This is a genomic window from Streptomyces sp. NBC_01334 (assembly GCF_035983595.1).
GTDB classification, from domain to species: domain Bacteria; phylum Actinomycetota; class Actinomycetes; order Streptomycetales; family Streptomycetaceae; genus Streptomyces; species Streptomyces coriariae.
On sequence record NZ_CP130718.1, the window covers coordinates 9,945,165 to 9,966,789 of the forward strand.

A 21,625-nucleotide genomic window follows, 5' to 3' on the forward strand; every position below is an offset into this window, starting at 1 on the left:
CGTGCGGGCCCGGGCGTGCTAGCGCCGCTGGTAGAGGCGCTTGTGGCCGCTGATCCCGGCCAGCCGGAACGGCCCCGTGGTCTGCTCGGGGGCGGCGTGGTCGCCGCCGTCGGTGGGGAACTTGAACTCGTGCAGTGCGCGGTAGCCGGCGTAGTCGACCGGCGTGCGCCGGCTGATCGCCTCCTGGTTCGCCTCGGTCCGCAGCTGCTCGCGGTAGCCGGCGACCACGGTCCCGGCGAAGAACTCCGCGACGCTGCCGGAGCCGTAGCTGAGGAAGGCGACGGGCCGGCCCGTCAGGTCGTCGGCCTGGTCCAGCAGCGCGGCCAGGCCCAGGTACACCGAGGCGGTGTAGCTGTTGCCGATCACGGTGTTGTAGGCCGTGGTCTGCCCCAGGTCGCGGGCGATGGCGTCCTTGTCGGTGTCGTAGCCGCAGTAGTTCAGCAGGTGACGGTGGGCCTTGTAGGCCATCTTCGTGAACGGCTGGTGGTAGCAGAACGCGGCGAACTCCTCGAGGGAGCGGCCGCCCTGCTCGGCGTAGTCCTTCCAGGTGCCCTCCGCCGCCTGCAGGTAGGCGCCGATGGACTCCTGCCCGTCGACCAGGGCCGCATCGCGGTAGTTCGGCCGCCAGAAGTCCATGACGTCGGCGGTGAACAGGCCGGAGGGGTCCTCGATGCGCACCAGGGCGGGGTCCACCCCGACCAGCATGGCCACCGCGGCCGCACCCTGGGTGGCCTCACCGGGGCTGTCCAGCTCGTACTTGGAGACGTCGCTGGCGATCACCAGGACCTGCTGGGCCGGGTCGCGCTGCACCAGGCCGATGGCGAACTGCAGGGCCGCCGTCGCCCCGTAGCAGGCCTGCTTCAGTTCGACGACACGGGTCGCCGACTGCAGCCCGAGCAGCGAATGGACGTACACCCCGGCCGCCTTCGCCTGGTCGATCGACGACTCGGTGGCGAACACGACCGTGCGGATGCGGTCCTTGCCGTGCCGGGCGATGATCGGCGCGGCCGCCGCCGCACCCATCGTCACGATGTCCTCGTCAGCGGCGGGAACACTCATCGACTCCTGGCCGATGCCCACGTGGTACTTGCCGATCTCGGTGCCGTTGTGTGCGGCGAGCGCCGTGTGCGGCAGGACGAACTCGCCGGTCGCAATCGACAGGTCGTGGATTCCGATGGATATGGACATACCTCATACACCAACCTTCGCGGTCGTGTTGTCGCGTTCCAGTTGCACGTGCGCACGCATGAGCTCACCCGGGTTGGTCTGCGCCGCGAGCAGCGACAGCTCACCGCACAGCACGGTGGCCGCGGCCAGGACGGCGAGCCGGCGGGCGTTCTCCCCGGGCTCGCGGTCGGCCTTGCAGCCCAGCCGGGTCAGATTCGTCTCCACGAACCCCAGGCCCTTGCCGTTGCCGACGGTGCCCACGATCAGGTTCGGCAGGGTGCAGGAGAAGTAGAGGTCGCCGTCGCGGTCCTCGGCCATGACGACGCCCTGCGAGCCTTCGACGATGTTGGCCGCGTCCTGGCCGGTCGCCAGATAGAACGCGAGCAGCATGTTGGCGTAGTGGGCGTTCGCCGAACGGACACCGCCGGCGAGGAGGGTCCCGAGCAGGTTCTTGCGGATGTTCAGCTCGACGATCTTGGCGGCCGTCGTGTGCAGCACGTCGGCCACCACCTCGCGCGGCACGAGGAGTTCGGTGACCACGTTCTTGCCGCGGCCGAGGATGCCGTTGATCGCGCTGGCCTTCTTGTCGGTGCAGTAGTTCGCCGAGATCGATCCGTAGGAGATGCCCGCGACGGTCTGCAGCAGGTGCCCCAGCAGCGCGTCGGAGGCGAGCGTGGCCATGTTGTGCCCGGAGGCGTCGCCGGTGGAGAACTCGAACCGCAGGAACAGCAGGTTGGCCGTGATCTCGTGCCGGATGCCGATCAGCTGGGCGAACCGGCTGCAGCCGCGCACCACCTCGCGCAGCTCGTCGATGCGGGCCTCGATGGTCCGCGCGGCCGCGAGCGCCGTCTGCGCGTCGGTCGCCTCGACGAGCACCGAGCGGGTCATCCGCTCGTCGACGAGGGTCGCGACGATCCCCTTCTCGGCCAGCCGGGAGACCTTCGCGCCGCGCCCCACGGAGGGCCACAGCGGCGACTCGTAGGTGGCGAGCGGTACCTGGGTCTCGGTGTCGGCGACGTTCCCCGAGATGCGCAGGGGGCCCACCCACCTCATCGGGATGCCGGCGATCGCGTGGGCATCAGTCATCGTGTGCTTCCCGTCATCTCGTGGAGGGCGTCGATGGAGCTGGAACGCTGGGCGAGGCGCCGCGTGTCGACGCCCCGGTCGGTACAGAAGGACCTCAGCGCGCCGTGGATCAGCAGATCGCAGCGTGCGAGGTCGGCGGGGGTGCGGGCGCCGAGCATGGTCTGCAGGGCCGCCAGCTGGTCGAGCCAGGCCGCGAGCTGCGCGATCAGCGCATGGACGCCGCCGTCGAGGAGCACGCGCAGGAACCCGCCGGACGATCCGACGGCACCGGCGCCCAGCGCGAGGGCGCGGGCGACGTCGAGCGGATGGCGCACACCGCCCGAGGCCAGCAGGGGGAAGCCGACGTCCTGCGCGTCCAGCAGACAGGCGGCGGTGGACTGCCCCCAGTCGTGCAGGTAGGCGTAGTCGGCCAGTTCACGCCGGCCGTTCTCGATCCGGGCGAAGTCGGTGCCGCCGCGGCCGCTGACGTCGGCCGCCCGCACACCCAGGTTCGGCAGCGCCAGGATCGTCTGACGGCTCAGCCCGTTGCCGACCTCCTTGACGATCACGGGGACGTCGACGGCCGCCGCGATCCGCTCGATCTGCGCCGCCCAGGACCCGAAGGAGCGGTCCCCCTCCGGCATGGGCGTCTCCTGCGCCGTGTTGAGGTGGATCTGCAGGGCGTCGGCCTCGATCAGGTCGACGGCACGCCGCGCGTTGTCGGCCGACGCCGTCGCGTTGACGTTCGCCATGACGAACCCGTCCGGGTTCTCCTCGCGCAGCACCCGGAAGGTGCCGGCGCACGAGGGGTCCTTGAAGTAGGCGTGCATGGAGCCCGAGGCGATGGCCACCCCGCTCTCCCGGGCCGCGACGGCCAGATCCCGGTTGATGGCACCCGTCTTGACGCTGCCGCCGGTCATCGCGTTGATGTAGAGCGGCGCCTGCCAGGTGATGCCGGCGAAGGTCGTCGCCAAGGACACGTCCGGCCGGTCGATGCCGGCCAGGGCGTGGTGGACGAACGACACCTCGTCGAACTGGTTGCGTCCGCTGTGCAGGTGCTGCTGCTCCATGGCGAGCCGGACGTGGTCGTCCTTGCGCTGGGCGCTGCTCATTCCTGGCTCCTTTCCATGGCGGGACTCACCGGCAGGGGCAGCACCCCGGCCGCGGCCCACCGTTGCCGTACGTGCGAGAGGTGGTGTGCGGCGTCGGCGTCCAGCAGGGCGATGCCGCAGTCGCCTCCCCCCGCCCCCGAGGGTTTCGCCGCGCCGCCGGCTTCCTCGGCGGCGTCGCACAGAGCCGTCAGCTCGGGGGTGAAGATGCCCAGGCCGACTTCGTCGTCGAGGCGGGCCAGCTCCCGGCGGGCGCGCCGGATCTGGTGCAGCAGGCCCGGCCCGTCGCCGGCCTCGAGCGCGTCGACGGCGGCCCGGACGAAGCCGTTCGTGTTCTGCACGAACGTGCGGTGCAAGGAGCTGCCCCGCCAGGCCCGCCGGTGCAGGCCGGACACCAGGGAGGTGGTGGAGGCCGGGCTGCCGGTCCAGCCGACCTCCAGGCGCAGGCCGCTGGGCGGCGGCAGCCGGCGCACCGCGAACCCCGGCCAGTCGGCGGCCAGTGCCGCCTCGACGCCGCGGCTGCGCGCCAGGCCGAGGACCTGGCCGCGGTCGGGCGCCCGGTAGGCGATCCAGCCGCCCCAGGTGCCGGCGGCGAGATCGCCGCCGGAGCCCTTGGGATCGATCCGGGCCGTGGCGAGCAGGGCGAGACGAAAGCGGTCCTCACGCGACAGCCGAAGCCCGCAGTACGACGCCACGGCGGCGACCGTCGCCACGGTCACCGCGCCGCTGGAACCCAGGCCGTACTTGCGGCCCGCCTCGTGCAGCGTGCTGGTGACCGACACGCTCAACGCGGGCACCGGCAGGCCGCGTTCGGCCAGCAGCTCACCCACGGTCTCGATCGCGGCCACCACATACGCCGCCTCCTCGCCGCCCGCGCTCAGCCGGCCGTCCTGCCACTGCAGGCGCACCGCCCGCGGATACAGGTCGGAGGAGATCACCACACCGGTACCGTCCGTGCCGGACACGGTGACGGTGACGTACCGGTCGACCGCCACCAGGATCGCCGTGTTGCCGGGGTCCACCACCGCGTACTCGCCCGCGACGAACAACTTGCCCGGCGCGCGCCGCACGACCGTCCGCCGGGAGGTCATCGTGCGTCCCCGGCCAGCAGACGGGCGCCCCGGCCCGGCCCGGCGATGTGCACCGCGCGGCCCGGGGCGGCGCCGCGGACGGCCGCGGCCACCCGGTCCGCGTCCGCGCGCCGGCACAGCACCTTGACGTTCGGCCCGGCGTCCATGGTCACGTAGGCCGCGATCCCGTCCCGCCGCAGCTGCAGCACCCGGTCCAGCACGGTCAGGGAGGCCGGCGACATGTACCGCACGGCGGGACGCGCCGCCAGCATCGTGGCGTGCATGCCGAGCGCGTTGCGCTCCGCGACCTCTCCGACCGCGTCCAGGTCCCCGCGCCTCAGCGCAGCCCGCATGTCGGCCAGGTCGGCTTTGCTCGAGCGCGCCCACGGCTCGTACAGCGGTGAGGTGTCGACGGTGCGGCGCATGGCCTCACGGCTGGAGACCGCCTTGGGGCCAGCGTCGACGACCGCGATGACCAGCGCCGGGTCGAACTGCGCGGCGGCGTCGACCGGTTCGGCGTACGAGCTCAGATCCGCCTGCTCGGCCGTGCCGCCGCTCACACCGGCGTGCCACACGGCGAACCCGCCGAAGATCGACCGCGAGGCCGATCCGGAACCGCGCCGGGCCAGCCGCGACAGGGCGGTGGCGTCCGCAGCGAGCCCGTACGCGGCGGCGGCGGCGACGGCCAGGGCGGCGAAACCGCTGGCCGAGGACGCCAGACCCGCCCCGGTGGGGACGGTGTTCTCGGTGTCGACGACGGCCCGGTGGCCGAGTGCGGCCCGCTCCCGTACGAGGTCCAGGAAGGCGGCGATCCGCCGGTGGGCCTCTCCCGTCGCGGGTGCGCCGTTGAAGGTGAGCGTGTCGTGCTCCGCGCCGGGGGCGAGCCGGACGCGGGTGGTCGTGGGGAAGATGTCCAGGGTCATCGACAGGCTGTCGGTGCGGGGCAGGAACAGCCGCTCGTCGCTCTTGCCCCAGTACTTCACCAGTGCGATGTTCGGATGTGCGACGGCGGTGACGGTGACCGCGCCGTCCTCGCGCGGGCGCACCGGCGCGGTCCGCTGTTCAGAGCGCATGATCGGCGAGCCTCCTCAGCGGCACGACCCACGTCTGCACGGCGCCGGCTTCGTGCAGCTGCCCGGCGACCTGCCTGGCCCGCTCCGGCTGGGTCAGGGCCAGGACACAGCCGCCCAGGCCACCGCCGGTGATCTTCGCGCCGAGACTGCCCGCCCCCAGCGCGGCCTCGACCATCGTGTCGATCCGGTCGGTGCTCAGGCCGGCCGCCCGCAGCAGTTCGTGATAGTCCGTCATCCGCGCGCCCAGCTGCGCCGGTTCGCCCCCGGCGAGGGCCTGCCGGGCCTCGTCGACGAGCCGCGCCGCGGCGCGCAGGAACCGCTCCTGCGCCGCGGCCTCGCTCCTGAACCCCTCCCGCAGCAGTTCCACGGCCTCCCTGGTGCTGCCGGCCGTGCCGCTGTCGGCGACGATGAACAAGCCCTCGCAGCCGACGCTCAGTTCCTGCGCCCTGCCCTCGTGGAACAGCAGCGGCGCCGACGCGCCGACGGTCATGGCGTCGACGCCGCTGGCCCGGCCGTGCGTCACGTTCTCCGCCGTCTGCACCAGGTCGAACGCCGTGCTCTCGCTCAGTTCGCGGCCGAACAGGTCGGCCAGCGCGAGGACGATCGCCCGCGAGTTCGCCGCGCTGGAGCCCAGCCCGCGCCCGGGCGGGATGGCGCCGTCGAGAATCACGTCCAGGTGCGGCCGGCCCGGCACGCCCATGCGCGCCTTGAAGGCCGCCGTCAGCCGCCGCAGACCGTCGGAGGCCTGGGTCACCACCGCCCTGGAGGCGGAACCGGTCATGGTGAAGGACAAGTCGCCCTGGGCGTCGCCGGCGTGGGAAGACCATCCCGCGCTGGCCGTGACCGTGAGCTGCGGAATCGGCAGAGCGAGCGCCGGCGTCCCGTAGACGACCGCGTGCTCGCCCAGCAAAATGGCCTTGGCGTGGGCGCGGCCGATGCCGACCGAGCGAACCCGGTGGTTTTCCGAGACCCCCTCCACTGAGGTCGGTAGAGTCAACGCACTCAGCTCCCCTTGTCGTTTCTGCATAGAGATCGCATCGTCCAGATCGATAGGAAGGAATGAGGCCGGGCATCGGGCCGGCGCGGATTCCCCGCAGGCCGCACGGCGGTGACCGGCACCCCGCCCACAGCGGCGACCGAGCGGCTGCCCGATCCCGGCGAGGACAACGCCCGTCGTGCGCCCGGGAACATCACCGGCCCGCGCCCCGGCCGGGTGGGGGACCGGGCCGGCGCCGCAGGGCGATCTCCGTGAGCTCGTCGATGTCGAACTCCGAGCGGCAGTTCGGCGCGCCGTAGCGGGTGATCTTCCCGCGGCTCACCCACTTCCGGATGGTCGCCTCGGACACCCCGGCGGCGAGCGCGGCCACATTCGTGGGAACAAGCCGGTGGCGTGGCGGTTTCGTCATGCGTCGACACCCTTTCGCTGCCGTTCCATGAGCTGCCTCAGGCGCAGCCATTCGTGCGTTTCCCAGGAATGGCCGGCGGAGCACTCGATGCTTCTGCTCCCCGCGTCCTGACCGTTCTTCACAGAGGCGCTTATCGTCCCGCCGCAGTCGTCCACGACACACCTGCGGATCAGCGTGTGGAGGCTGCCGGGATCGGGGTCTATCGTGCTGCGCATTTCCCCGACGAGGCTTTCGATCTCGTCCGCGAAGTCGGCAGCCGGGGGCTGGGACACGATCCACTCCAGGTGCTGCGCCAGAAACCCGGCCAGCTGGGGAACCGAACGGGCCGGGGACGCGATGCCGAGCTCTTCCACCACGATTTCCGACCAGGACTCGAGCGTGGCAAGGATGTTGTGCCGGGCGTCGAGAACCGAGATGTTCAGGTGATCGCGCCTGCGGCTCCCCGAGACCCTGGTCGGGTTGGACCGCCGGGACGCAGGCGACACCTGGTGCAAGGACTCCTGGTGGAGGCCGGGAAGCGTACGCAGATCGCGTGCCGTCTGACGGACGCAGGCGGCACAAAGGACGGACCCGGCGGCGGCGCGGCCGGCCCGGGCGTGCGCTCTGGGGCACGGGTCGCTCTTCATCGAATCTCCTTCATGGGACGGCTCGCCCTCCGCAACCGTCACGAACCGCACGGGGGTTCCCCAGCGCTGCCGGTAATTCCGGAGTGTGGAAATCCCGAACTCGTCATCGATCGCGGCCATGGGGGAACTCGGCGTTCCTTTCCATATCCCGGTCGTGTCGGCGTGGTTCCCGGCCCGCTAAAGGTCCGGTGATGCTTTTCGACGAACGTACCGACCGGTGCTGGAGTCCCGATACAGCCCCGTTCGGGGCCCGCCGGAGATGCCCCGTCCGGTCCGCCCCGATCCGCCGGCCCCTTTCCCGCCCGCTTCTCAAGCCGGGGTCCATCCGGTTCCGAGCACTGATTGAGCGCCTGCACCGACCGTGGCGGAGGAAGGAGGCACTTGTGGACGGTACGCATGGAGGCGAACGCGCAGTAAGCGCCGTACGCACCGCAGGGCCGCCCGAGACGGCGGCCGTTCAATACGTTCTGGACGACCCGATCTCACCCGGCTCCGCGGACATCGGGGAATCCGCCCTGTCCCACCGGGGCGAAGCGTCGACGCACTTGGAGGTGTGCCTCGTCGGCGCAGGGCCGCGGGGCCTGTCCGTACTGGAACGGCTCAGCGCACAGGAACGGAAGTCGCCCCGCTGGGACACCGTCACCGTGCACGTCGTCGACCCCGACCCGCCGGGCTCGGGACGGGTATGGCGCCCCACGCAGTCCCGGCACCTGCTGATGAACACCGTGTCCTGCCAGGTCACGGTCTACACCGACGCCAGCGTCCGCATCGACGGCCCGCTGGACGAGGGACCGAGCCTGTACCAGTGGGCCAAGGCCCTGGTCTCGCACACCCTCGAGGCCGCCCCGGACGCCGGCTACGACGACCAGGTCCTCGCCGAAGCACACCGCCTGGGCCCCGACACCTACCCCACCCGCGCCCTGTACGGCTCCTACCTGACCTGGGCGTTCCAGCGGGTCGTCGCAGGCACCGCCGCCCACGTACGGGTACGCACCCACCCCCTGCGGGCCGTCGCCCTCGAAGACGACGGCGCCCCGGCCGGGCAGCCCGGACCGCAGACCGTCGTCCTCGAGGACGGCACCCGCCTGACCGGCCTGTCCGCGGTCGTCCTCGCCCAGGGCCACGTACCGGCACAGCCCACCCGCACCGAGCGGGAGCTGGCCCTGTACGCCGAACGCAACGCACTGACCTACCTGGCCCCCTCCAACCCCGCCGACGTCGACCTGTCGGGCATCCGGCCCGGCGAGCACGTACTGCTGCGCGGACTGGGGCTCAACTTCTTCGACTACCTGGCGCTGTTCACCCACGGCAGGGGCGGCGTCTTCACCCGCGTCGACGGCCGGCTGGCCTACCGCCCCTCGGGCCGCGAACCACGCCTGTACGCGGGCTCCCGGCGCGGCGTGCCCTACCAGGCGCGCGGCGAGAACGAGAAGGGCGCCCACGGCCGCTACTACCCCCGCCTCCTGACGGCCGGGTACATCGCGAACCTGCGCGCCCGCACGCCCCGCCGCGGCGCCATCGACTTCGCCGCCGACCTGTGGCCGCTCGTCTCCAAGGAGGTGTGCGGGGTCTACTACGCGGCCCTGCTCACGGCACGCGGTGAACTCCCCGACCAGGTCGAGGAGTTCGTCGAGGCCTATCTGGAAGCCGAACCCGGACCGGACGAGGACGCGCTCCTCGACGCGAACGGGATCGACACCGCCGAACGCTGGGACTGGGAACGCGTCGCACGCCCCTACGGCGACCGCGTCTTCCCCGACCAGGCCGCCTTCCGCGGCTGGCTGCGCGCCCACCTCGACGACGACGTCCGCCTGGCCCGCCAGGGCAACGTCAGCGGACCGGTCAAAGCCGCCCTCGACGTCCTGCGCGACCTGCGCAACGAACTGCGGCTCGCCGTCGACCACGCCGGACTGACCGCCGCGTCCCACCGCGACGACCTCGACGGCTGGTACACCCCGCTCAACGCCTATCTGTCCATCGGCCCCCCGGCCTCCCGCATCGAGGAGATGGCCGCACTCATCGACGCGGGCATCCTCGACGTGATCGGCCCCGGCCTGCGCGTCACCGCCGACCCGCACGGCCCCTGCTTCACCGCCACGTCGAGCGAGATAGCCGACGTGGAGGTCCGGGCCACCGTCCTCATCGAGGCCCGCCTGCCCGAGATCGACCTGCGGCGCACCGCCGACCCGCTGATGAGCCGGCTGCTGCGCACCGGAGGGTGCCGTCCGTACCGCATCCCCGGCGACGGCAGCGGCGGCGCGCACTACGAGACCGGCGGCCTCGCCGTGTCCGAGCGGCCCTACCACCTGATCGACGCCCAGGGCGTGCCGCATCCGCGGCGCTTCGCCTACGGGGTGCCCACCGAGTCCGTGCACTGGGTGACCGCCGCCGGCATCAGGCCAGGCGTCGGCTCGGTCACCCTCGAGGACTCCGACGCCATCGCGGCGGCGGTCCTGGCCCTGCCCGGACTTCCCGCCCCCGTGGCGCAGTGGGACACCGTGAGTGAGAAGGCACGCACATGACGGCCGTGCACGCGTCGTCCCCGCGGACGGGAACCCTCTCCGCCCACCTGGACGCGGGGCTGCTCTCCCCGGTCCGGGCGGGCACCCCCGTCGAGGCCGCCGTCGGCGACAGCGCCTGGCTGCAGGCGATGCTCGACGCGGAGGCGGCCCTGGCCCGCGCCCAGGCCCGCTGCGGCACGGTTCCCGCCCAGGCGGCCGCGGCCATCACCGCCGCCGCCCGCGCGGACCTGCTCGACCTGCGCGAACTGGCGCTGGCCGCGCGGGAGACCGCGAACCCGGTCGTGGGCCTGGTCAAGGCACTGACCGCGGTGGTCGCGCAACGCTGCCCGCAGGCCGCCGAGTACGTGCACCGCGGCTCGACCAGCCAGGACGTCTTCGACACCGGCGCCATGCTGGTGGCCCAGCGCGCCCTGCGCCTGATCACCGCCGACCTGCGGGCCGTCGCCGAGGCGCTGGCCGGCCTCGCGGCCGCCCACCGCGACACCGTGATGGCGGGCCGCACCCTGGCCCTGCACGCCGTGCCCACGACCTTCGGGCTCAAGGCGGCCGGATGGCGCCAGCTCGTGCTGGACGCCGTCGAGCGTCTCGAACGGGTCGCCGGCACCCTCCCGGTGGCGCTCGGCGGCGCGGCCGGAACCCTGGCCGGCTATCTGCAGTACGCGGGCCAGGACGCGGACCCCGCGGCCCTGCCCGGCGAACTGGGCGCCGCGTTCGCCGACGAAACGGGACTGAGCGCCCCCGTCCTGCCCTGGCACGCCCTGCGCACCCCCGTCGCCGACCTGGGGGCCGCCCTCGCCCACACCACCGGCGCCCTCGGCAAGATCGCCGCGGACGTGCTGGTGCTCACCCGCACCGAGGTCGCCGAGGTGGCCGAACCCGCGGTCGCCGGACGGGGCGCCTCCTCGGCCATGCCGCACAAACGCAACCCCGTGCTCGCCACCCTCATCCGCTCCGCCGCCCTGCAGGTGCCCGCCCTGGCCACCGTACTGATGCAGTGTCTGCCCACCGAGGACGAGCGCTCGGCCGGGATGTGGCACGCGGAGTGGCAGCCGCTGCGCGAGGCCCTGCGGCTCACCGGCGGCGCCGCGCACACGGCCGTCGAACTCGCCCGGGGACTCACCGTCCACCCGCAGCGCATGCGCGCCAACCTCAAGGCGACCGGCGGACAACTCGTCTCCGAGCGGGTCTCGGCCGTCCTGGCCCCACGCATCGGCAAGACGGCCGCCAAGGAACTGCTCACCCAGGCCTCGCTGCTCGCCTCCCGCACCGGTCTGCCGCTGGCCGACGTACTCGTCCAGACCCCTCAACTGGCAGGCGTGCTGAGCCGGGAGGAGGTGACCGCGCTGCTCGACCCGGCCGGCTACACCGGCGTCGCCGGCCCACTGGTGGACCGGGCACTCACCCCACCGGGGCACCTGCGGACCCCACCGCCCTGACGAGCACACCGGTGTCCGCAGACCGACCGGCGCCACACGCACCAGCCCGGGCCGCACCCCGGGCACCCGCAGCTCAGCCCACCAGCCCGGGCCTGACACACCGTCCGCCCGGCCACCTGACGTCCAGGGCGGCGCCGCAGAACAGCCGACCGGCACGGGCCGGCCACACCGTTCCGGCCAGGGCACGCCCGTACGGGGAGAGCACCCGCCGTTACCGCCGAACACCCGCCGTGCCGGGCGGGCCGCAGAACAGCCGACCGGCACGGGCCGGCCGCACCGTTCCGGCCGGACACGCACCTGCCGTTGCAGGCGAGCACCCGCCGTTCGGCCGGGCGGCACGCCGTGCCGGGCGGGTGTCTGCCGTGCCGGGCGGGCCGCAGTGCAGCCGACCCGGCACGGGCCGGACACGCCGTTGCGGCCGGGTGCCGCTGCTCGCGGGCGTTCGCCCGGGCCGGGGGAGAGCCCGCCGTGACCGAGGGCGTCTTGCGCCGGTCACGCGCCGGCCGCCGCCGGGGCCGGAGTTCACGCCGTGCCGTGCCGCCCCCGGTGGCACCTGTGCCGTCCACGGACCCGGCTCCGGGCGCGTCGGGCCGGCGCCGGCGGCTGCCGGCCGGCCTCGCCGACGAGACGGCGTCTGCCGCCCAGGTCCGGCCGCTCCTGGCGCGGCGCCCGTCCGGCATCCCCGCTCGAGTCCTCCTCGCGTCCGCCTCGAAGGCCGCTCGAGGCGCCGCACAGCCTGGCCGCGCAGACGGCCCCGCACCGCATGATGCAACCACAACGCACAGGGGAGGCGGCCGAGTTGAGCATGGACGCACGTGTTGTCGACGGGGGCGGCGGCCACGGCCGTGCCGTGGTGATCGGCTCGAGCGTCGCCGGGCTCACCGCGGCGCGGGCCCTGGCCAACTTCATGGACCACGTCACCGTGATCGAGCGCGACCGGCTGCCCCGCGGACCCGGCCGCCGCCGAGGCGTGCCCCAGGCACGTCACACCCACAGCCTCACGACCGCCGCCCACCAGGGCCTGGAACAGCTGTTCCCCGGCATCCGCCGCGACCTCACCCGGGCCGGAGCGGTCCATGTCCGCCTCCCCGAGGACGCGCTGCTGCTCGGCCCGGCCGGCTGGCTGCCCCGCTTCGACTCGGGCCTGTCGATGCTCAGCGCCGGCCGTGACCTCCTCGACTCGGTGATACGCGACCGGCTGCGCGCCGACCCCAAGGTGACCTTCCTGCCGGAACATGAGGTCGTCGCCCTGCAGCCGGGCCCCCAGGACACCGTCACCGGCGTATGGGCACGCGGCCGGGACCGCAAGGCACCCGACGGCTTCACCCCCCGGCGGCTGATCCCGGCCGAGTTCGTCGTGGACGCCTCCGGACGCGGCTCCCGCGCCCCCCAGTGGCTCGCCGAACTCGGCTACGAACCACCCGCCGAGACCGTGGCCGACACCCGCACCGCGTACGCCACCACCGTGTACGCGCCGCCCGTCGGCCATGTCGCCGACTGGAAGAGCCTGATGCTCATGGCCTCGCCCGGCGACCCCCGCCAGGGCATGCTCCACCCCGTCGAAGGCGGCCGCTGGTCGGTGTCGCTCAGCACCGGCGACGGCACACCGCCGCCCGCCGACCACGAGGAACTGCTGCGTGCCGCCGGCACCCTGCGCAGCCCGCTGCTGCGCGACCTCATCGAGACGGCCACCCCGCTCGGCCCCGTCTACGGCTGCAGCCGCACCGAGAGCCGCTGGCGCCACTACGAGAAGCTGCGCCGCTGGCCCGACCAGTTCCTCGTCGTCGGCGACGCCCTCGCCGCCCTCGACCCGGCCCACGGCCACGGCATGACACTCGCCGTGCAGTGCGCCCTCGTCCTGGACGACATGCTCACCGCCCACGGCACCGCGGTCGGCATCAGCCACCGCCTGCGCCGGGCCCTCGCCCACCGCCTCGCCCCCGCCTGGCGGCTGAGCACCCGCACCCTGCACGCGGGCCCGGGCCAGGACCCGCCGGCCGGGCTGCGCGCCCGGCTCGGCAGACGGTACGCGTCCCGGATCGCCGTCGCCGCGACCACCGACCGGCACGCGGCGACCCTCCTGCTCCAACCGCACCAGTTGCTCGGCCCGCCCGCCGCAGCGCTGCGCACGCACGCGCTGCGGGCCGCACTGCGCCCCCGGCGCGACCCGGCCCCCACCGCACCGCCGCCCAGCCTCACCCACGGCCCCCACGCCCGCCGGCGCCGTCCCGTCACCCCGGCGCCGCCGGCCATCGGGGTCTCCGCCGGCTCCACCCGGCCGCGGCCCGGCGGCTCCTCGGCCCACTGGCCGGCCGCAGCCCCGGCCGGCGAGCGAAAGCGACCGTGAACACCCCGCTTTCCAGCCACCTGGCGCGTTGCACACCGTCGCGGGCCGAAAAACGCTGCCTTACGCTCCGGGCATGACGGGAGTGGCACAACTACCGCAAAACAATGCCTACTTGACCGACAAGCAGCCACCGCACACCGCCAACCGGCCGGAAAGGCAAGGCCTGTTGCACACGAAGGACGACGGCCCGCATCCGGGCCGCTCACAACTCACTCAAGAATCACTTGAGTTCACACTTGAGTCTGGCTTGAGCGCGGTTGTTCTGTTTGGTTCCGCGTGGATAGCGTTTCATCCGCTCCAGGGCACGGGCCCGCTTGCGCCGCGGCAGGCCGCCCGCACCACCGACCGCACACCGGCCGGACCGGGTGTGCCTGTGACAGCCGAGCGGCGAGGGGAGGGTGCGCGGGTATGAGCACGACCGAGGAGAGGGCGCCGCACAGCGCGCGCACCACGGCGCCGAAGGGCGAACGCGTCGCCGACTGGGCGGACGAGCGGCTCGGGATCTACAACTTCCGGTTCCTGATCCGCAAGGTCTTCCCCGACCACTGGACGTTCATGTTCGGTGAGATAGCGCTCTACAGCTTCATCGTGCTGCTGCTCACCGGTGTCTGGCTCACCATGTTCTTCGACCCGGGCATGACGGAGACCGTCTACCAGGGATCACACGTCCCGCTGCAGGGCATCCCGATGTCCCAGGCCTACGCCTCCACCCTCGACATCACCTTCGACGTGCGCGGCGGCCTGCTCATCCGACAGCTGCACCACTGGTCGGCCCTGGTCATGATCGCCGCGCTCTGCGTGCACACGCTGCGCCACTTCCTGACCGGATCGTTCCGCAGGCCGCGCGAGGTCAACTGGCTGATCGGCTTCACACTGCTCGTCCTGGTCACCCTGGAAGGCTTCGTCGGCTACTCACTCCCCGACGACCTGCTCTCCGGCACCGGCCTGCGCATCGCCGAAGGCGTCACCCTCGCCATCCCGGTGGTCGGCACCTACCTGACGATGTTCCTGTTCGGCGGCGAATACCCGAGCCACGAGATCATCCCCCGGTTCTACAGCATCCACATCCTGCTGCTCCCGGGCATCATCCTGGCCCTGGTCACCGTCCACCTGATCTACGTCTTCTACCACAAGCACACCCAGTTCCCCGGCCCCGGCCGCACCGAGAACAACGTCGTCGGCCAGCCCCTGATGCCGGTGTACACGGCCAAGGCCGGCGGATTCTTCTTCCTCGTCTCCGGCCTGCTCACGCTGCTGGCCGGCACCGCCCAGATCAACCCCGTGTGGACCTACGGCCCCTACCGCGCCGACCAGATCTCCCAGGGCTCCCAGCCCGACTGGTACATGGGCTTCCTCGAAGGCGCCCTGCGCGCCATGCCCGCCTGGGAGTTCGTCCTGCCCGGCGGCTACACCGTCAACATGGGCGTCCTGATCCCGGCCGTCATCCTGCCCACCGTGATGATGGCGGTGATCGCCCTGTGGCCGTTCCTGGAAGCCTGGGTCACCGGCGACAAGCGCGAACACCACCTCCTGGACCGCCCCCGCGACCACCCCACACGCACCTCGTTCGGCATCGCCTTCGTCTCGCTCTACCTGGTGCTGTTCTTCGGCGGCGCCAACGACGTCCTGGCCGAACGCTTCCATCTGTCCCTGAACCAGATCACCTGGGCGGTACGGATCGGGATCTTCCTCGTCCCGGCGCTGACCTACATCGTGACCCGGCGGATCTGCCTCGGCCTGCAACTGCGCGACCGCGACAAGCTCCTGCACGGCCGCGAGACCGGAAAGATCAAGCGCCTGCCGCACGGCGAGTTCGTCGAGGTCCACGCACGCCTGGACCGCGACCAGGAATACACCCTGCTGTCCAGGAAGATGCCCGAAGTGCTCCCCGCCCCCGCGGCCGGACAGGACGGCGTGCCCAACCCGCGGATCCGCAAGGAGGTACTGCGCCACCGGCTCAGCCGCTGGCTGTACGGCGGGCAGATCGCCAAGCCCACGCCGCAGGAGATGCAGCAGGCTCTGGAACACCTCGGACACTCCTCCGGCGGGCACGCCTCTCCCGACGGGCACGCCTCGTCCAACGGGCACGCCTCGTCCAACGGGCACGCCTCGTCCAACGGACACCTGGAAACCGGCAGGCGGCCCGCCGCCGAGGAGCGGGAGCCGGACCAGGAACTGCACTGACCCGCAGGCACCACGCACAGGACCGGGCCGGACACGGCGGCGCGGGTGATCAGGGGACGGTCACCCGCGCCGCCGTCGTCGCACCGGGGCGGCGGTGCGCAAGGCAGCCCGACCGCTGTGTCGCCGGTCGCCGTCACACCGCGCGGCAGCGGTCCGTGACCCGGCCCCACGACGCGGACCGGGCCGCCACGGATTCTGCGCGGCCGCAGCACCGACGAACGTCCGCACAGCGCGCGATGCCTGCCCGACCGGGCGGGCCGAACTCACTTTCCGGCGCTGATGCCGCAGCGCCGACGGAGGCCCCCATGAGCCGAACCCCATGGCACCGGGCGGGACCCCGGGCCGAGTCCATCACCCGGGCGCGCACCGGTCTGTCGGAGGATCTGCGCGGGCGCCAGCGCCGCTACATCGTGGCCATGCTGGTGCGCAGCGCCTGTGTGGTCCTGATGGCGGTCACGTGGAACCGCTGGCCCGCCGTCGCCGTCTGCGCCCTCGTCGCCGGGGTGGTCATCCCCTACGTCGCCGTGGTCGCCGCCCAGGCGGGATGGCGCCAGCAGCGCGGCACCCGGATCGCGCTGGTCGAGGTCCCCCGAGAGAACGTCACCCGCGTGCCCCTCGAACCCACCCTCATCCTGCCGCCGGAACGCAACACGGCGGCCTGAGCGGCCACCTGCTCCGCCTGCGCCCGGCTCCCGCCCGGCGTGCCGGACGCCGCCTCCCGCACCCGCCGCCGGTCCTGCGGACGGCCCTGCCGTCCGGGCTCTGACCCGCGGGCGGCGAGGCGCGACCCGGCCCGCAAGCCGGCGTCCACGGCGGGGACTCAGACCGTGCCCCACGTGGTGAGGCGGACGAGTCGCCGGTGGGGGAGCGGCCGGTGCCCGGGCCCGGGCACCGGCCCGGTGCACACCTCCGCGATCCGCCGGGCGGCCATGCAGCGCACGTCCGGCAACCCAGGAACCATCCCGGCCGTATCGACGTGCAGATACGGGGGAGCGCCTGGGATGCCGTCCCGGACCGGGACATGGCTGCACAGGCCGACGGATGGATGCGAGTACGGACCGCATGGATGCAATGCACGACGACGTAGTGGAGTTCGCGCTCCTGCTGATGCGTTGGAAGAAGCGCACGGACCGCAGTTACGCGGCGCTGGCCCGCCGTCTGGGCATGACGTCCTCCACGCTGCACCGCTACTGCACGGGTGAGGCGGTCCCCCTGGACTTCGCCGGGATCGAGCGGTTCGCCGCACTCTGCGGAGCCTCCCCCGAGGAACGCGCGCAGCTGCACCGCCGGTGGCTCCTGGCGGTCGCGGCACGGCAACGACCACGCCTGTCCGACGCCCGGCGGGCACCGGCGCCCGACGGCACCACGGGCACCGCGGCAGCGGCCGCGTCCCCGAGCCCCGGCAGTCCGCCGGACGAGGAACCCGAGCCGATGCCGCCGTCCCTCCCGCGCCCGGGGCCGGCCTCGCCGGGCGGGCCGGGTCCCCGCCCCGGGCGCCCCCGACGACGGCCCGTGCGAGCGATGGCACTGGCGGCCTCGCTCGCCGTCGCGCTCGCCGGCCTCACCGCGTCCGCCGCCGGCCCCCCTTCCGGCGGCGGGGGGTCGTCGGCTTCCGCCCGGACCGCACCGGAACCCTCCGCGTGGGCCACGCAGAGCGGCAACGGCCCGAGGAAGAGCCGGGCGAGCGCCGGTGCGGTCCCGCCGTCGGCCTCCGCCCCCACCGCCACACCGCAACCCTCCGCGTCGGCCACGCGCAGTGGCAACGGCCCGCAGGAGAACCGGACGGACGCCGGTACGGCCCCACTGCCGGCCCCGCTCACCTGGACCGCCAACTCCCAGGTCTGGGGGGAACTCGAATGCGACCACGACTACGTCATCGACAAGCCGCCGCAGCAGGTCCCGCCGCCGCCGAACCCGGCGGACGCCGCGCCCTGGGCCGCGTCCCAGGGCGCGGTGCACGGGCGCGACACCAATGTGCGGATCACGGTGCAGGGACGTGGCTCCGCCGCCGTCGTCCTGGAGGCCATGCATGTGAGCGTGGTCAGCCGCACCGTCCCCGCCGACCGCCGGGGCATCGCCTATTCCACGGCCGATGGCTGCGGCGCCACCCTCCAGCCCCGCTACTTCTCCGTGAACCTCGACGCGCACCGACCCCTGCCCCGTGCCGTGCCGGCCGGCCGCCCGGACTCACCGAGCTTCGCGGTCGACTTCCCCTACCGGGTGTCGCTGCAGGAGCCGGAGGTCCTGCTGGTCTCCGCGGGCACCGAGTCCTGCACCTGCGACTGGTACCTCGACCTCGACTGGTCCTCGCAGGGCCGGCGCGGCACGCTGCGCATCGACGACCACGGCCGCCCGTTCCGTACCACCAGCATCGAGGGGCTGCCCCACTACTGGTACCGCAGCCCCGTCGGCTGGGTCCCCATGACCACCGCCGACGACGGCGCGGAAACCGGCGGCTGACGAGCGACGCCGGCCGCGTCCGAGGGCCGGCCGGTCCGGCGCGAGTCGTCTCCGCATCCCGGGACGGCATCCCGGGACTCCTTGTTTCCGCAGCTCAACGTGGGTGGGACGGTCCCGCTGTCCCGGGTGTGGGGGCAGCTGTTGCCGGGGGTCCCCGGCGTCCTGGAATCTGTGGATGTCGCACCGGCCGAGGCGGCACGACCGCCCTGCCGGCCGGCACGACGACCACCACCCTGCGCTTGTGCACCGGGACACCCCTGTGTCCGGGCGGCGTTCGGCGCCTGGCACCACCCGCCGTCCCACGACGCAGAGAACACCCGCGTTCGGACCAGAGAAGGAAGCCACCACATGAACAGGAACACCTCCGCACGCCGTCGTCCGGGCCGCCGCGCGGCGGTCGCCGCCGGCCTCGTCCTGGCCCTCGGGCTCGGTGCGGCGGCGCAGGCCTCCGCCGCTCCGCGGAGCGACGGCGCCACGGTTGGGGCTTCGGCCCCGTCGACCGCGCTGTCCGACTCGGGCGCGCCGCTGTCCGGCCGTCAGATGGTCCGGGTGCTGAAGTCCCTGCTGCCCAAGGGCGCGAAGGTCTCCGACGAGCAGAGCCAGGAAGGCTACGCCGCTCTGGTCTGGGACGACGGCCGCGGGAAGAGCATGATCGGGGTGAACGCCCAGCACGACATGGGCGACGTCCTCGAGGGGCACATGGGCTGCGAGGGCGAGTACATCGCCTGCCAGGCCCTGACCCTGGCCGACGGCACCCAGGTCAAGCGGGCCAAGCGGGCATCGGAGAAGGGCGGATCCGCCGTGGTGTGGCTGGTCGACACCCTCCACCCCGACGGCCGCCGGGTCATCGTCCAGGAGGTGAACTCCTACGCCGAGAGCGGCCCGGTGACGCGGCCGAAGCCCCCGCTCACGCTCGACCGCCTGCAGACCATCGCGCTCGACTCCCGGTGGGCGGGCTGACCGGATCGCCTTTCGGACGCGATGTGCTGACACGACGTCATCTGCGAGGGCACTGCCGTCATCTGCGACGGTGCTGCCGTCATCGGCGTCTTCAGCGCCGTGTCCGGAGCCTCGTTCCACTTCAACGGCCGCCGCGTCGCGCTGCGCCGAAGCGGTGCTCCGCCGTGTGACCGCATCCCGCAAGGCCGCCGCCCGTCCCCCATGGGACGGGCGGCGGCCTTGCGGGCCGTGTCGCAACGTTCGTGACGACTGCTCCCGCGCCGCGGCCGGCGGGCGGACACCGCGCAGGTCCCGGTTCCCGTCAGCCACATCACGTGCGAGGCGGAGTGTGAGCGCGTCCCGTCCCCCTGCCCTGGCCGGGGGAGTTGCCACCCCGGGCAGGGGAAACCAGTGACGTCGCAGGTGAGTTGGCAGAGAACCCCGGGCACGCCCTCGCGTCTATGGCCCGTAAGCCCGTAAGCCCGTGGCCTGTTGCCCGAAGCCCGAGGCCCGTAAGCCCGTAAGCCCGTAAGCCCGTGTGGCCGTGGCCTGTTGCCCGAAGCCCGAAGCCCGAAGCCCGAGGCCCGAAGCCCGTGGTGGTGTCGCCGCGTCCGCCCGGTCCGGGCGGTGTGTGCCGTGCATGCCGGACGGCGGTCACCCCGGCGTCGGGCCGGGGTGACCGCCGTGGGCGGGTGCGGGCTGTGGTGGTGTGCTCAGTGCCCGGTCTTCTCCGCCGGCCGGTTCTGCCAGGGACGGCACACCCCCAGGAAGGAGGCGATCGCGGCCAGCGCGCTGCCGAGCTGGATCACGGCCATCGGCACCGCCGTCTCCTTGCCCGCGATGCTCACGAGCGAGGAGGCGATCGCCCCCATGACGAAGCAGGACGTGCCGACCAGCGCGGAGGCGGAACCCGCGGCGTGCGGGGTGCGCATCAGGGTGAGCGCGTTGGTGTTGGGCAGGATCAGACCGAGCGCGGAGATCATGACGAAGAGGCTGGCCGCGAGGGGAACCGTGCCCACGTCGCCGAAGGCGCCTGCCGTCACCAGCAGCAGCGCCACCCCGGCGAGGGCGAGCACGGCCAGGCCGCACCCGAGGGCCTTGTCCAGGCGGACCCGGCCGACCAGGATCTTGCCGTTGATCTGGCCGACGATCATCAGCCCCAGCGAGTTGACGCCGAACAGCAGCGAGAAGGTCTGCGGGGACGCCCCGTAGATGTCCTGGATCACGAACGGCGAGGCGGCGATGTACGAGAACAGCGCGCCGTACGTGAAGCCGTTGGTCATCAGGTATCCGGTGAAGACCCGGTCGGCGAAGAGCCCGCGCATGATCCACAGTGCTCCGCGCACTCCGCCGCTCTGCCGCCGCTCGGGCGGCAGCGTCTCGGGCAGCCGGCGCCAGACGAGCAGGGTGAGCGCGACGCCGATCGCGGCGAGGAGGAGGAAGATGCCCCGCCAGTCGGTGAGGTGCAGGATCTGCCCGCCGATGACGGGCGCGACGATCGGGGCGATGCTGGAGATCAGCAGCAGGGTGGAGAAGAACCGGGCCATGGCCAGACCGTCGTAGAGGTCGCGCACGACGGCCCGGGCGATGACGATCCCGGCCGACCCCGCCAGCCCCTGCAGCAGCCGGAAGCCGATCAGCACCTCGGCGTTCTGCGCGAAGGCGCACATCACGGCGGCGACGACGTAGGCGACCAGCCCGGCCAGCAGCGGCCTGCGCCGCCCCCACCGGTCGCTCATCGGACCCACCACGAGCTGCCCGATCGCCATCCCGGCCAGGCACGCGGTGAGCGTGAGCTGCACGGTCGTCGCGGTCGAGTTCAGGGTGCGGGTGACCTCCGGCAGGGCCGGGAGGTACATGTCCATCGACATCGGCGGCACCGCGGCGAGGGCGCCGAGGAGGAAGGTGACCAGAAGCCCCGTCCGCCGCACCGACTTGTCCGTGCCGGCCGTGTCTCCTCTGCCCTTCGCCGGGGACCGCCCCCTGGGGAACCGCCGGCCTCCGGCGGTGGCTTCCTCGGCTTTCTGAGACATGCGCCCTCCGCGTCAAGTCGTTACGTGGCCAAGGCCGATGCTCGCAGCAGACCGCTACAGAACCGGCAGCGCGCGGGTGGCGCCTGAGGCCAGGTGATACTCCTGCCAGGCCTTTCGTCCGCCGAGGTCGAGACTCGTCAGTGCGCTGCTCGAGTTTTGCTCGGAACTGCTCGGATCGCTTCAAAACG

16 protein-coding genes are annotated in these 21,625 nt (G+C 73.0%); 7 read left to right on the forward strand and 9 right to left on the reverse strand.

Annotated features, from left to right (window positions below; translation table 11 throughout):
- Nucleotides 1-18 precede the first annotated feature (18 nt).
- The 8 genes from OG736_RS44115 to OG736_RS44150 all read right to left on the reverse strand — a co-directional run bounded on the left by OG736_RS44115 (nt 19) and on the right by OG736_RS44150 (nt 7,636).
- Nucleotides 19-1,188, reverse strand: a complete 1,170-nt coding sequence (locus OG736_RS44115; protein ID WP_327180560.1) for a hydroxymethylglutaryl-CoA synthase — start codon at nt 1,186-1,188, stop codon at nt 19-21.
- A 3-nt stretch (nt 1,189-1,191) separates the two neighbouring features.
- Nucleotides 1,192-2,253: a hydroxymethylglutaryl-coenzyme A reductase family protein gene (locus OG736_RS44120; protein WP_327180559.1), complete on the reverse strand. Its 1,062-nt coding sequence runs from the start codon at nt 2,251-2,253 to the stop codon at nt 1,192-1,194.
- A complete protein-coding gene (fni, locus tag OG736_RS44125; RefSeq protein ID WP_327180558.1) occupies nt 2,250-3,344 on the reverse strand; it encodes a type 2 isopentenyl-diphosphate Delta-isomerase in 1,095 nt (364 codons plus the stop codon). Before fni ends, OG736_RS44120 begins: the two co-directional genes overlap by 4 nt.
- On the reverse strand, nt 3,341-4,432 hold the full coding sequence (locus OG736_RS44130) for a phosphomevalonate kinase (RefSeq protein ID WP_327180557.1): 1,092 nt from the start codon (nt 4,430-4,432) through the stop codon (nt 3,341-3,343). The genes fni and OG736_RS44130 overlap by 4 nt, the downstream gene beginning before the upstream one ends.
- Entirely contained in the window at nt 4,429-5,484 is a 1,056-nt protein-coding gene (gene mvaD, locus OG736_RS44135; protein ID WP_327180556.1) for a diphosphomevalonate decarboxylase, read from the reverse strand. The genes OG736_RS44130 and mvaD overlap by 4 nt, the downstream gene beginning before the upstream one ends.
- Nucleotides 5,474-6,481: a mevalonate kinase gene (gene mvk, locus OG736_RS44140; protein WP_327180555.1), complete on the reverse strand. Its 1,008-nt coding sequence runs from the start codon at nt 6,479-6,481 to the stop codon at nt 5,474-5,476. Before mvk ends, mvaD begins: the two co-directional genes overlap by 11 nt.
- A gap of 193 nt (nt 6,482-6,674) precedes the next feature.
- Nucleotides 6,675-6,890 (reverse strand): hypothetical protein, encoded by a 216-nt coding sequence (locus tag OG736_RS44145; protein WP_327180554.1) that lies wholly within the window; start codon nt 6,888-6,890, stop codon nt 6,675-6,677.
- Nucleotides 6,887-7,636 (reverse strand): hypothetical protein, encoded by a 750-nt coding sequence (locus tag OG736_RS44150; protein WP_327180553.1) that lies wholly within the window; start codon nt 7,634-7,636, stop codon nt 6,887-6,889. The genes OG736_RS44145 and OG736_RS44150 overlap by 4 nt, the downstream gene beginning before the upstream one ends.
- A 395-nt stretch (nt 7,637-8,031) precedes the next feature.
- Here OG736_RS44150 and OG736_RS44155 point away from each other — a divergent pair, with 395 nt between their 5' ends.
- The 7 genes from OG736_RS44155 (at nt 8,032) to OG736_RS44185 (ending at nt 19,425) form a co-directional block, all read left to right on the forward strand.
- Complete coding sequence (locus OG736_RS44155; RefSeq protein WP_327187477.1) at nt 8,032-10,038, forward strand: FAD/NAD(P)-binding protein; 2,007 nt, start codon at nt 8,032-8,034, stop codon at nt 10,036-10,038.
- Nucleotides 10,035-11,474 carry a nitrosuccinate lyase gene (gene pcaB / locus OG736_RS44160; protein ID WP_327180552.1) on the forward strand — a complete coding sequence of 480 codons (1,440 nt, stop codon included), beginning with the start codon at nt 10,035-10,037 and terminating at the stop codon, nt 11,472-11,474. Before OG736_RS44155 ends, pcaB begins: the two co-directional genes overlap by 4 nt.
- An 805-nt stretch (nt 11,475-12,279) precedes the next feature.
- Nucleotides 12,280-13,821 carry an FAD-dependent oxidoreductase gene (locus OG736_RS44165; protein ID WP_327180551.1) on the forward strand — a complete coding sequence of 514 codons (1,542 nt, stop codon included), beginning with the start codon at nt 12,280-12,282 and terminating at the stop codon, nt 13,819-13,821.
- 408 nt (nt 13,822-14,229) lie between these two features.
- Complete coding sequence (gene qcrB, locus OG736_RS44170; RefSeq protein ID WP_327180550.1) at nt 14,230-16,005, forward strand: cytochrome bc1 complex cytochrome b subunit; 1,776 nt, start codon at nt 14,230-14,232, stop codon at nt 16,003-16,005.
- A 305-nt stretch (nt 16,006-16,310) separates the two neighbouring features.
- A complete protein-coding gene (locus tag OG736_RS44175) occupies nt 16,311-16,667 on the forward strand; it encodes a DUF3099 domain-containing protein (protein WP_327180549.1) in 357 nt (118 codons plus the stop codon).
- 400 nt (nt 16,668-17,067) lie between these two features.
- Nucleotides 17,068-18,465 (forward strand): helix-turn-helix domain-containing protein, encoded by a 1,398-nt coding sequence (locus OG736_RS44180; protein WP_442816985.1) that lies wholly within the window; start codon nt 17,068-17,070, stop codon nt 18,463-18,465.
- A gap of 348 nt (nt 18,466-18,813) precedes the next feature.
- Nucleotides 18,814-19,425, forward strand: coding sequence for a hypothetical protein (locus OG736_RS44185; protein ID WP_327180547.1), 612 nt, complete (start codon nt 18,814-18,816; stop codon nt 19,423-19,425).
- 692 nt (nt 19,426-20,117) lie between these two features.
- Here OG736_RS44185 and OG736_RS44190 read toward each other — a convergent pair.
- Nucleotides 20,118-21,437, reverse strand: coding sequence for a multidrug effflux MFS transporter (locus tag OG736_RS44190; protein WP_327180546.1), 1,320 nt, complete (start codon nt 21,435-21,437; stop codon nt 20,118-20,120).
- Nucleotides 21,438-21,625: the final 188 nt, after the last annotated feature.